Source organism: Filimonas zeae, assembly GCF_014641615.1.
In the GTDB taxonomy this organism is placed as follows: Bacteria; Bacteroidota; Bacteroidia; order Chitinophagales; family Chitinophagaceae; genus Filimonas; species Filimonas zeae.
In genome coordinates this window covers 1,235,281-1,247,617 of record NZ_BMIB01000002.1, presented here as the reverse complement: position 1 = coordinate 1,247,617, position 12,337 = coordinate 1,235,281, and the positions used below count along the sequence as shown (strand labels likewise).

The following is a 12,337-nucleotide window of genomic DNA, read 5'->3' as shown; positions in this document are numbered from 1 at the left end:
CAATTTCCTTCCTTAAAATACAATAAAAGCCTTTTACAGATAGGATTATAGTGTATTTTACCAATTGTTTATCATGTATACTATGAAATTATCTCTCAATAGCAGGTTATACGTATTGTTTACCCTGGCCATTTTACTGGTGCTGCTGGTAGGTATAAGATCGTATACCGCATTTCGCTCGCAAATTCAGGAGGGTGAACAGGTAAAGCATACGTACCAGGTAATTGCAGAAACAGACAATCTGCAAAAGCTGCTGGTTGATATGGAAACAGGGCGGAGGGGATATAGAAATACCAACGATAGCTCTTTTCTGCAGCCTTACTACGGTGCTTTGCCTAAAATAGCTTTGGTTTCTGCCAATATAAGACGTTTGCTGCGCGATAGTTCTACCCAGATAAGCCGTGCTTATGAAATGCAGCAAAGCATACAAAATCTGTTACGATACTGGGATGGGCTGGGCGAGAATGCAGGTACCTATACCAGAGAGCAGATTATTGCCGTAACCATGCATGAAAAAATGCTGATGGATACAGTGCGTACTGTTATCAGCTCCATCGTTACTGAAGAGCAGGGGTTGTTAAAAGAGAAGGAAAAGAAAAATCAGGCATCCATAAGTACTACCAACCTGGTTTTGATTGGGGGCACTACGCTGATATTAATTATAGTTATAGTACTTGTTTATATTATAGCAGCAGAATTCAGACGGCGGAAGCTGGCAGAGATTGAGTTGCAGAAAAGCTTTGAGGAGCAGGAGCAGTTGAACCAGGTAAACGTAGAACGTAACTGGTTGCTAACAGGCATGACAGACCTGAACCACGGTACACAGGGAATAACTGATCTGGGGGTATTGTCAGAGTCTATACTTAAGGCGCTGGTTCAGTATCTGGACTTACCAGCCGGTGCCATGTTTTTGTATAAGGAGGATAAAAAAGAGCTGGAGCTGTGTGCAGCCGTTGGTACTTCTAAAGTACAAAAGACCCTTGCCCTGGGTGAAGGCATACCCGGGCGGGCTGCTTTGCAAAAGGAAATACTGGTGGTTAAAGAGGTGCCTTCCGGTTACTGGCAAATACAGTCTGGTACAGGAAATTCGGTAGCCGGCTGCGTTATATGTATACCGCTCTGGTTTACCAATGAGCTGAAGGGGGTGCTGGAACTGGCTGCATTTGCTACTCCCAAACCAGGATGGTTTGATTTGCTGAACGGTATAAGCGGTAACCTGGCAGTTACCATTAATTCAGTAGAGGGCCGGGAAAAAATAATGGATTTGCTGGGCCAGGTACAGATACAGAAAGAAGAGCTGGAGCACCAGCAGGAAGAGTTGCGGCAAACCAATGAAGAGCTTACCCGCCAGACTGAAGTGTTACAGGCATCGGAAGAAGAACTGCGGGTGCATGAAGAGGAATTGCGACAGATTAATACCGAACTGGAAGAGAAAAACGAATCTGTAGAATCGGCCCGCGCCGCGCTGGGCGTAAAGGCCAAAGAGCTGGAAATTACCAGCAGGTATAAATCAGAGTTCCTGGCCAATATGTCGCACGAACTGCGTACACCGTTAAACAGTGTGCTTATTCTCGCCAATATTCTTGCGGAAAACAAGAACAGCAACCTTACTGAAAAGCAGGTGGAGTATGCGCATATTATTCATAAATCAGGCTCTGATTTGCTGAAGCTGATTAATGACATTCTTGATTTGTCTAAAATAGAAGCTGGTAAAGTAGAGCTTACTTTTGAAGATGTGGCAGTACGCCAGATTTCTTCTGATATTGAACAGCTGTTTCATGTGGTAGCTGAGGAGAAAGAGGTGCAGTTTGATATAGAAGTAGATGCTGCGTTGCCCGATACTATCCACACCGATGTGCAAAGGCTGGAGCAAGTGATTAAAAACCTGTTGTCTAACGCGTTTAAGTTTACACCCAAAAAAGGAACGGTAAGCCTTAGGTTTTACCATGCTGCTGATGTAGCCTCTTTACAAAACAGGCTGCTGGATAAAAATGAAGTAGTGGTAGGCATTAGCGTAGCAGATACAGGTATAGGCATTTCAGCTGTTAAGCAGCAATTGATATTTGAAGCCTTTCAGCAGGCAGATGGTTCCACCAGCCGTAAATATGGAGGAACAGGGCTGGGCCTTTCTATCAGCAAAGAACTGGTAAGAATACTGGGGGGTGAAATTCAGGTAAAAAGCACAGAGGGGCACGGCAGTACGTTTACGTTGCTGCTACCGGTGTATGCCTCGTCAGCAGTACAATCAGCAGATAAAGATGCCGGCCACAAAGTGGGAGATACCGTAGAGAAAATAGCTGAAACAGTAACAGAACAAACATGGGTACCCGATGACAGACATAACCTGGCAAAAGGGGACAAGGTGATGCTGATAATAGAGGATGATGCCAAGTTTGCCCGCATTGTGCAGGACTTTGCCCGCAATAAAAATTACAAAACCATCATAGCACTACAGGGGGATGAAGGGCTATATTATGCCCGTAAATACCGCCCGTCTGCTATTATATTAGATATGCAGCTGCCGGTTATAGATGGCTGGAACCTGCTGAAACTATTCAGAGAGGATGAGGCAATTAAGAATATTCCGGTTCATATTATTTCCGCGGCAGATGAAAGCCGTTTACAATCGAACGGGGCATTGGCCTATCTGGCCAAACCCGTTTCCAAAGAAGATCTGGAAAAAGCCTTCTCGCTGCTGGGGGCTCATCTGAACGATCGTATCAGAAAACTACTGGTGGTATCGGGAGAGTACCTTAAGAACAACGATTTGCATAATATTCTGGAGCAGCGCCATCTGGATGTAGATTGCAGTTATGCCAGTGGAATAGATGAGGCTATGGCATTGACTGCCGAAACCCGCTTTGACTGCATAATTGTAGATATTGGCAAGGACGTGGAAAAAGGTATTGAAGAAGTACAACGACTGCGTAGTGGTTTTTCCGGCCTTGAAATACCGGTAATTATTTATCTGGACAGCGATATTTCTGCGGCAGACGAATTACAACTGAAGCGAATATCTAACGTTATTATCCGTGATTCATCCTTTGCGCGCGACCGGTTGATGGATGAGATGGAACTGTTTTTGTACAAGTTGCAGGAGGGAACGCGCAAGCCGGCTGTGCCGCAGAATGTGGCGTTGGCAGATAATGATACTCTTATTGGTAAAAAGGTATTGCTGGTAGATGACGATATGCGTAATGTATTTGCATTAAGCACGGCATTGGAACAACAGAAGATGGAAGTGATTACTGCCAGTGATGGCAGGGAAGCGCTGGACCAGCTGAAAGAACACCCGGATACGCAGGTGGTGCTGATGGATATTATGATGCCTGAAATGGATGGCTTTGAAGCCATCAGGCATATAAGAGGCCAGTTAAAACTGTTGAAGCTGCCTGTAATTGCGCTTACAGCAAAAGCTATGCAGGGCGACAGGGAAAAATGCCTGGAGGCGGGTGCTTCTGATTACATTACCAAGCCGGTAGATATAAACCGTCTGTTTTCGCTGATGCGCGTGTGGTTATCGCAATAGTATGAGTACGAGATATGACATTTCACCGGGTGAGCTTGCCGGTATTGTTGAATTAATTAAGCTGAACTACGGGTACGATTTCAGCGACTATGCGCATGCATCGCTGCTGCGCAGGGTACTGCGATTTATGGATACTGCCCGTGTTAAAACAGCATACGATCTCAAATACCATTTAACCAACGATAAAGACTTTTTTGCCTGGTTTCTGCAAACGGTTACGGTAAACGTAACGGAAATGTTTCGCGATCCGCTGTTTTACAAAACCCTGAGGGATAAAGTGCTGCCTAAACTGGCTGCATACCCGGTTATTAAAATATGGCATGCGGGCTGCTCAACAGGCGAGGAAGTATTTTCTATGTGTATTCTGCTGCACGAGGCAGGGTTGCTTGACAGAGCACGTATTTATGCCACAGACCTTAACCCGGTAAATATAGAAAAGGCTAAAACGGGTATTGTGCCTATGCGGTATATGAAAGAGTATACTGCCAATTACCAGCAATCAGGCGGTAAAAACGATTTCTCTGCGTATTATACCGCCAGGTACGAAAACGCCTTAATCAGTAAAGAACTGCGTAGCAAGATTATCTTTTCCCAGCACAATCTGGTAAGCGATCATGTGTTTAACGAGTTTCAGCTGGTTTGCTGCCGTAACGTGTTGATTTATTTTAATAAAGACCTTCAGAACCGTATTTATCATTTGTTTTACGATAGTCTTACCCCCATGGGCTACCTGGCCATTGGTATGAAGGAATCTCTTTTGTTTACAGATATCCGCCACCGGTTTGAGACCGTGCATGCAGCTGCCAAGATTTTCAAACGGAAGTTGTAATTTCAGATATGATACAAAAACCTGCTGAAAACCTGTTGGTGGTAGGTGGATCTGCCGGAAGCTTGCCCATAATCATGTCGCTGATTGAAAATTTACCCGATGGTTTTAACTGGCCGGTAATTGTGGTATTACACCGGTTAAAGAATGTAAACAGCGAGCTGGTAAAGCTGCTGGCTGGCGTAAAAAACGGAAGGCGGGTGTGTGAACCGGAGGATAAGACACAGCTCAGGGATAAATACATTTATCTGGCTCCACAGAACTACCACGTATTGCTGGAAGCAGATAAAACTATTAGCCTGGATTATTCAGAACCTGTACATTTTAGCCGCCCCTCTATTGATGTTACTTTTGAAGCTGCTGCGCATGTATACGGCAATAAAGCTGCTGGTATTTTGCTAAGCGGTGCCAATAACGACGGAGCTTATGGGCTGGAACAGATATGGCGTGCGGGTGGAAGTGTGGCAGTGCAGGATCCCGAAACCTGCGAATATGCTGCTATGCCTTTGGCTGCAATTCACAGAATCAGAGAAGTACTTATCTTGCAGCCTGCCGTATTAGCCCTATTTTTGGAAAACTTATTACTAAACAAATGACCAGTATCCGCACAGAAGCTGATAGCAAGGCTTTTACGATTTTGTTAGTTGATGACCGGGAGGAAAATCTGATAGCTCTGGAAAATATGCTGGAGGCTGATGGACGCCGGTTTTTAAAGGCCATGTCTGGTAATGAAGCACTGAAGCTGGTGCTGAAAAATGATGACATAGGTTTAATTATGCTGGATGTGCAAATGCCCGGTATGGATGGTTTTGAAGTAGCCAGGCTGCTGAAGTCAAACCCCAAAACGCGCAATATCTCCATCATTTTTGTTACCGCTATTAATAAGGAAGAGCAGTATGTAATTAAAGGCTTTGAACATGGTGCGGTAGATTATCTGCAAAAGCCTCTTGATATTCATGTTACCAAGGCTAAAGTAACTGTATTTGAGCATCTGTATTTATACCAGCAAGGGTTAAAAGACTCCATCAGCGAGGTGGAGCGTATTAACAAGCAGCTGGAACGCTTTGTATACATCGTATCGCACGATTTGAAGTCGCCCTTATCTGCCATTATTACCTTGTTGTCGGTAATGGAGTCTAACGAAAAAATAGTGCGCCAGGCCGATTTAAGAGAGAATATAGAAATGCTGTCGCAGGCAGCTGGTCATTTGTCAGATATGATCGGGTCTATTCTGGAGTATTCGCGCCAGAGTGTAAACCAGCAAACTAAAGAAGAAGTAGATGTGCGTGAGTTGGTATTACAGATTGCTTACCTGCTGTTCCCGCCTAAGCATATAAACATTGATGTTGTTACCGATATGCCGGTGGTAATTACCACTAAATTGAAGCTGCAACAGGTGTTTCAGAATTTAATCAGCAACGCCATTAAGTATAACAACAAGGAGCAGGGCGTTATTCAGGTGGGGTGCCAGGAAGTGGACGGCTTTTATGAGTTTTATGTAAAGGATAATGGGCCGGGTATTACCAAGGAAGATCGTAAAAAGATATTTCAGCTGTTTCATGTTGCCGGCAATACATCAGCTACGCAGGACAGCAGTACAGGAGTGGGCCTGAACATTCTTAAAATGCTGATAGAAGAACAGGGAGGGAAGATATGGGTAGAATCGCAACCGGGAGAAGGAAGCGTGTTCTACTTTCAATGGAGAAAATAAAAAAAAGGCAGCTGTAGCTGCCTTTACGCTCTCGAACTTATTTGGATACTTCGTTAAACTTAGCCATTGCCTTATCAAAGGTGGCATAGTTAATAGTATAACTAACAATGCGGCCAAATTTTTCGGATGTAACAAGGCCTGCTTTTCTGAGAATAGCTAAGTGTTGAGATACGATAACGCCATCAATAACATTTTTAGCTTTGATCTCTTTAACAGTAATGTTCTTCTTCTTGTCAATCAACTTCAGTAACTTCTGACGCAACGGGTGGTCAATTGCTCTCAGAATTAATACATTCTGTTTCAGTGCAGATTTATTAAACGCTAAACTGTCAGCGCTGTTGTTGCTGCTTTTAGGAGTAACTGCTTTCTTTGCCATGCTAATAATTTAAGTAGGGGAAATACCTACCGGTGAACCGGCAGGTTGCATTAATTAAATAGGGTACTAATTAGTTTAGATTTTGCCTGAAAGCTCTTTACCTGCTTTAAAGCGGGCAACTTTTTTAGCTTTAATCTTAATTTTTTCACCAGTTTGGGGGTTGCGGCCTGTACGTGCTGCTCTTTTAGATACAGAGAAGGTTCCGAAGCCTACTAAGGTTACTTTGTCTCCCTTTTTTAAGGTTTTAGCTACTGCTTCAGTAAAAGAATCCAGCGCAGCGCCAGCCTGTTTTTTAGAAATGCCTGCGTCGGCTGCCAACTTTTCTACTAATTCGCCTTTGTTCATAAATGAAGTGTATTGGATGAAATAATGAATCAAAGATAGGGGAGTGTGTTCAAGTATAATCAATCTAATTAACAGTATTCCGTATAATTTATGATTTTTTTTATTTGCCACATCTCCCGGCGGTATTGGTTTTACCCCCTTATTGCACCCCGTAACCCAATGCAGATAAGGATTTTTAGGGTAATTTAATACAGAACACAAATCTGGAATGATTGTTGGAAACTGTTTAAAATAACCTTGATTTGCCTTCTGATGCTTACTCAGAGGGCTGTTTTGCTTGCAACAGAAGCAGATGACAGGCTGCTTTTTGCATATATTCTTTTCCTTTATGTCTGCGGAATTGTGTTTTTGTCCGGTAAATAGCGTTGTAACAGGCATTGCACGCGTGTTCTGGCGCTTTCTTTCGTAATTTTGGAGCGATGCAACAGAAGAAATATTCGATTGAGACTGCGTTGGCCGGGCTTAAGATAGCCGCCCTGAATGATATGCAGAAGGCTTCTCTGGAAGCTAATGTGGAACATGATAACATATTGTTACTATCTGCTACAGGTTCTGGTAAAACGCTTGCGTTCCTGTTACCGTTACTGGAAAAGCTGGACTTTACTACTAAAAAAACAGAAGCCTTGATTATAGTGCCCTCGCGCGAACTGGCCTTGCAGATAGAGCAGGTGCTGCGTTCTATGAGTACAGGTGCAAAAGTAACCTGCTGTTACGGCGGGCATTTGAGAGAAACAGAAGAGAAGAATCTGGTAGAACCGCCTTCAATAATCGTAGGCACACCTGGCAGGCTGGCAGATCATATAAGACGTGGTAATATTACCATAGATTCTATTAAAACCCTTGTGCTGGATGAGTTTGACAAATCGTTGGAAGCAGGGTTTCAGGACGAGATTGCTTTTATTATAGGCTCCTTACCTGGCATACAAAAGCGGATACTTACCTCTGCTACGGAAGCAGTGGACGTTCCTGAATTTGTAGGGTTTGAAAATTACTTTTTGCTTAACTTTTTAAATGAGGAAGGTGAAGAGCAGGAACGGCTTGCTATTAAGAAAGTAATATCTGAAGACAGAGATAAAATTGAAACGTTGTTCAAATTGCTCTGCTACTTTGGAGCCCGCCCTACCATTATATTCTGTAACCACAGAGATGCTGTGGAACGCACCAGTACGTTGTTAAGCGAAAGAGGCATTTATAGTGAGTTTTACCACGGTGCTATGGAACAGCGCGATCGTGATAGTGCATTGGGTAAATTTCGCAACGGTTCTGTATCTTTTCTGGTTACTACTGATCTGGCAGCACGAGGCCTGGATATCCCTCATATCAGGTATATCATCCACTATCATTTACCTGCCACACAGGATATTTTTACGCATCGCAATGGGCGTACAGCACGTATGGAAGCCAGTGGTACTGCTATACTGCTGCTTTCTACAGAAGAAAAAGTTCCGGCTTATGTAACAGAAGAGGTAGAAGAAATTGAGTTGCCGGAAGAACTGGAACTGCCTGAAAGGTCTAAATGGACTACCTTCTTTATTGCAGCAGGCAAAAAGAATAAGGTAAACAAAGTGGACATAGTAGGCTTTTTATCGAACAAGGGGCAATTAAAGAAAGAAGATATAGGCCTTATTGAAGTAAAGGATTTCTTTTCTTTTGTAGCTGTTCGCCGTTCAAAGGCAAGCCTTACACTTACGCTGGTGCGTAACGAGAAAATAAAGAACCAGAAGGTAAAAATAGAAATTGCTAAATAGATGGCATTAACAACTTCGGCCGGCGGTTTTATTACGGGTACATACTGCTTGTAAAATGGCTTGCTGTTGCATACTATAATCCGCCAGGGAAACGGCGTGCAATGGTTGATAAATTAATGGGGCAGCCAGTTGGGACACTACCCATGGCTGCCTTTTTATTTTGGAAAACAGCAAGGGGCCCGATGGCTGTAGCTGCCTTCTCTTCTACTTTTAACTAGAATGTTTTTTGATATATGATAGTTGTATCTGACTATAATACATTTGATTATACTATTAAACCTATTAAAATTGTAGACTTGTTTAAATAAGCCCTATATTTGTTTCTGATCCAAAAGAGATAACAGATGCAGATATCTAAACTTGTAGCCTGCTTATCCATTCCATTGACAGTTATGATTATGAGCATTACAGATAGCTATCGTTTTGTTCCATATACTATTAAAGGGAGTGTGGTGGCAGCCAGCGACCAGCGACCACTGGAAAAAGTATATGTAAGTGCCGTTATGGGAGAGGAGGAAGCGCTTACGGATAAGAATGGCAACTTTGAACTGCATACATGGCAACATTTGCCTATAACCGTACAGGTGGTGCATGCAGACTTCGTTTCGGAAAAGGTGGTACTTACAGATGTAAGTGAAAAACAAGTTTTCCGTTTGCGTAAAAAGTAATAAATTGCTATAACCACTACTGAAACTGCAAAAAATGAGAACTGAGACTATGCCGTATTCATCTAATACGGAGAATCAATCGTACGCCGGTCTTTTTTCCGGTGTTTCTCCCAAGGTCAAATCCAACAAAGCCAGAGCTCCATTCGCTGGCATCAAAGCTCATCATATATGGTGGGGTGTAGGAGTATCTGCTGTGGCTTTATTATCTGTAACCGGATACATTTTCCGGAAGGATATTTACAACAATATGCACCCGGTAGTAATGCAGCAGCTAAGTACCGGGGTAGGGCAGCGGAAACTGATTAAACTGGCAGATGGAACACAGGTATGGATAAGCCCGGGATCCACGCTTCAATATCCTCAAACTTTTAACCGCGAAAAGCGTGAAATAACTATTACCGGCGAGGTATTTATTAAAGTGGCGCCTTCTGCAACACACCCATTTGTAATTCATAGCAATGGTATTGCCACCCAGACTGACGGGGAGGCAGATTTTACGGTGCAGGCTTACGGGAATGAGGCTTACGCAGCAGTAACGATGGTAAAAGGTAATGCTGCTGTTGCTGTTACAGATACGGCATCTTCTACAGTAGTAAATAGTAGTGACCTTCCGGCAGACGCTGTAAAACAAACGATGTTGCAGGCAAACGAACGTGCCATTTTTGTGCGGGAAGAACTGGTAATTGTAAAACAGAAATTTGCCTCGGCCGACAGGCATATGCAGGGGCGTGTAAACGGATCGTATGAATTCTGGGGTATGCCTGCTGTGGAAGTGCTGAAAGAGGTACAGCGCCAGTACAGTGAACCGGTTGAATTACGGGGCAATTATTATAACTGTAAATATTACGGTGAACTGAAAGCCCAGGCTCCGCTGGAAAAGTTTCTGAAGTTGTTTGCGGAGAGTATTAATGCCGGCCTTACAAAAGAAGATGGTGTTTGGATAGTAAATACCAAAGGCTGTTCAAAATAAAAGAAAGAGCCTGAATATCAGGATATGATATTCAGGCTCTTTTTAAGGTCTTTATGATATGCTTCGGTAATATAAAAGGTTTTATTTCCTGCTTTTAACACATCACCCGCCAGCTCCTCCACATAAGACAGCTGTACTATCTCCGCCCGGTTAACCTGTGCAAATCTGCTACGTAAAGAGGCCGGAATTATATATTGCATTGCTTTCTGCAGAGAACTTCTGATCAGATATTCCGAATTGTCGCGGCTGGTAAACACACGGGTATAATTTTTTTCAGAAATGAGACAGATCACATCCTTCCAGTCTATTTTTTTATACTTATTTCCCTGCTTTATAAAAAAGGAATCATAATTGTTTTCAACCGTTGCGCCCGCAGGTTGTTCCTGCTGAAAATTATTAATAGCGCTGTGAATAGTAACAAAGAGTGAAGCGGGATTAATGGGTTTGATAAGGTAAGCAGAGGGTTTTGCTGTTATAGCTTCCTGTAAACTGTGGCTATTAAGGCTGGAGGTTACAAAAATAAAGGGCTTATGGTAATGGGTATGAAGCAGTTTTGCCAGTTCTATACCACTATTGACACCATTCAGGTGAATATCCAGCAGTACAATATCGTAATCCATGGCATTCAGGGCAGGCAGTGCTTCCTCAACAGTAGAGGCAACTGCGGTAACTTCAAACCCGAAATCAGCAAGGTTTTTTTGCATTGTTCTGGCCCAAACCTCTTCGTCTTCTATTAGTAGAACTGAAATGTTATCTTGCGTCATATTGCAACTAATGCGGCTTAACAGCCCTCTGATGCTGCAATATATAAACTAAGATTAATAAAATGCAGTCTCCGCAATCAAAATCCGCTAAAAGCTTACAGGCTTTGCTGGCAGAGTACTGGCGGCGGTTGCTGTTTATGGGCACTACACCAGATATGCCTGTGCGCGAACGGCAAAAGACATTGGTTCTCAATGTGCTGTTAATCGGGGCGCTTCCCTTTATAGTTTATTTTTGTTGTATAAATTTTATAGATAAGTATTACCTGCTGGGAACCTTAAACGCTATTAATGCATTGGTTTTTTTGATATTGGTATGGATTAACTATAAACAACGCTTTTTCTGGGCGCGGATACCATTATTTGGCATATTAGCAGTGGTTTTCCTGTTACAGTCAGTACTCTTTAAAAATGGTGCCGAATACTTTTTGCTAATGCTGATATTAGCTGCTGTGATTGTTTTTGCCAGTAAACTCACCTATTTTATTTTTTCAACTCTGGTAATTGTTGCATTTACCTGGGTGCGTATTTATAATACACCTGTTTCGGCAGGGATGACGCTGTCTCAGGGCAGGGTGGCTGCCAACCTTATTACCGCCAGCTTTTTTATGGTGGTTACGGCTCAGTATTTTAAAAATCTGGTATACAGCTATCAGATGCAGCTGGAAGAAAAAAACAGGCAGCTGAAGGAGGCAAATGAAGCTATGCAGAAAATGTTCAGCATTGTGGCGCACGATCTTCGGTCGCCTATAGCTGCTTTAGGGTACTCCCTTACCTTGTTGAACGATGAAACCATTACGGAGGAAGAATTCAGAGGATTAACAGGCAGGTTGAACAGTGATGTGGGCCAGTTGCAATACAACCTGGATAACCTGCTGCGATGGAGCCTTAATCAGTTACAGGGTATTGAAGCCCGGCCCAAAGTTGTTTTGGTAGAGGAGGAAATAATGAATATTATCATTTTCTTTCAGCAGATGTTGATGCAGAAAAATATACAGGTGGTAACCCAATTTACCGCTGGTGTTACTGTGTATACCGATCCGGATCATTTTGCACTGATTATGCGTAACCTGCTTTCCAATGCGGTTAAATACAGTTACCCTGGCTCAATAGTAACCCTGCGGGTTCTTTGCGCACCTCCAATGGCACGTATTATTGTAATGGACAGGGGTACGGGAATGAATGAGCAGGTAAAACAGCAGCTGTTTAGTGGTAGCCGGAAAGGTAGCCTGCAAGGTACCCGTAACGAGAAGGGTACAGGTTTGGGGCTGATGCTATGTAAGGAGTTTGCCGAAAAGAATAATAGTTTTATTCAGGTTGAAAGTACACCCGGAGAGGGCAGTGTGTTTACCTATAGTGTGCCGCTGGCCGTGTAATCATCCCTTTTTTTAACCGTTTGGTAT

General features: G+C 43.1%; 11 protein-coding genes. 8 read left to right on the top strand and 3 right to left on the bottom strand.

Features of this window, described 5'->3' with window-relative positions; translation table 11 throughout:
* The first annotated feature begins 82 nt into the window (after positions 1–82).
* Genes IEY13_RS11755 through IEY13_RS11740 form a run of 4 tightly spaced genes read left to right on the top strand, consistent with a single transcriptional unit; the run spans position 83 to position 6,066 of the window.
* The gene (locus tag IEY13_RS11755; RefSeq protein ID WP_188952162.1) at positions 83–3,529 is read left to right on the top strand and encodes a response regulator; all 3,447 of its coding nucleotides are present in this window, start codon (positions 83–85) and stop codon (positions 3,527–3,529) included.
* A gap of 1 nt (position 3,530) precedes the next feature.
* Positions 3,531–4,358, top strand: a complete 828-nt coding sequence (locus tag IEY13_RS11750; RefSeq protein WP_188952161.1) for a CheR family methyltransferase — start codon at positions 3,531–3,533, stop codon at positions 4,356–4,358.
* A gap of 8 nt (positions 4,359–4,366) precedes the next feature.
* Positions 4,367–4,951 (top strand): chemotaxis protein CheB, encoded by a 585-nt coding sequence (locus IEY13_RS11745; RefSeq protein ID WP_188952160.1) that lies wholly within the window; start codon positions 4,367–4,369, stop codon positions 4,949–4,951.
* Positions 4,948–6,066, top strand: a complete 1,119-nt coding sequence (locus tag IEY13_RS11740) for a sensor histidine kinase (RefSeq protein WP_188952159.1) — start codon at positions 4,948–4,950, stop codon at positions 6,064–6,066. Before IEY13_RS11745 ends, IEY13_RS11740 begins: the two co-directional genes overlap by 4 nt.
* Before the next feature lie 37 nt (positions 6,067–6,103).
* Here the strand turns inward: IEY13_RS11740 and IEY13_RS11735 are convergent, their stop codons facing one another.
* Together IEY13_RS11735 and IEY13_RS30315 are read right to left on the bottom strand one after the other, a co-directional pair.
* Positions 6,104–6,442 (bottom strand): ArsR family transcriptional regulator, encoded by a 339-nt coding sequence (locus tag IEY13_RS11735; RefSeq protein ID WP_188952158.1) that lies wholly within the window; start codon positions 6,440–6,442, stop codon positions 6,104–6,106.
* A gap of 75 nt (positions 6,443–6,517) precedes the next feature.
* Entirely contained in the window at positions 6,518–7,165 is a 648-nt protein-coding gene (locus IEY13_RS30315; protein WP_262891975.1) for an HU family DNA-binding protein, read from the bottom strand.
* A gap of 41 nt (positions 7,166–7,206) precedes the next feature.
* On the opposite strand from IEY13_RS30315, the gene IEY13_RS11725 reads away from it, so the two are divergent.
* The 3 genes from IEY13_RS11725 (at position 7,207) to IEY13_RS11715 (ending at position 10,173) form a co-directional block, all read left to right on the top strand.
* Positions 7,207–8,535 carry a DEAD/DEAH box helicase gene (locus tag IEY13_RS11725; protein WP_188952157.1) on the top strand — a complete coding sequence of 443 codons (1,329 nt, stop codon included), beginning with the start codon at positions 7,207–7,209 and terminating at the stop codon, positions 8,533–8,535.
* Positions 8,536–8,879: 344 nt separating this feature from the next.
* Positions 8,880–9,203, top strand: a complete 324-nt coding sequence (locus IEY13_RS11720; protein ID WP_188952156.1) for a carboxypeptidase-like regulatory domain-containing protein — start codon at positions 8,880–8,882, stop codon at positions 9,201–9,203.
* Between the two features lie 34 nt (positions 9,204–9,237).
* On the top strand, positions 9,238–10,173 hold the full coding sequence (locus IEY13_RS11715) for a FecR family protein (RefSeq protein WP_188952155.1): 936 nt from the start codon (positions 9,238–9,240) through the stop codon (positions 10,171–10,173).
* A gap of 17 nt (positions 10,174–10,190) precedes the next feature.
* Here IEY13_RS11715 and IEY13_RS11710 read toward each other — a convergent pair whose 3' ends face one another.
* Entirely contained in the window at positions 10,191–10,937 is a 747-nt protein-coding gene (locus tag IEY13_RS11710) for a LytR/AlgR family response regulator transcription factor (RefSeq protein WP_188952154.1), read from the bottom strand.
* Between the two features lie 62 nt (positions 10,938–10,999).
* Here IEY13_RS11710 and IEY13_RS11705 point away from each other — a divergent pair, with 62 nt between their 5' ends.
* Positions 11,000–12,310 (top strand): sensor histidine kinase, encoded by a 1,311-nt coding sequence (locus IEY13_RS11705; RefSeq protein ID WP_188952153.1) that lies wholly within the window; start codon positions 11,000–11,002, stop codon positions 12,308–12,310.
* The last annotated feature ends 27 nt before the right edge of the window (positions 12,311–12,337 follow it).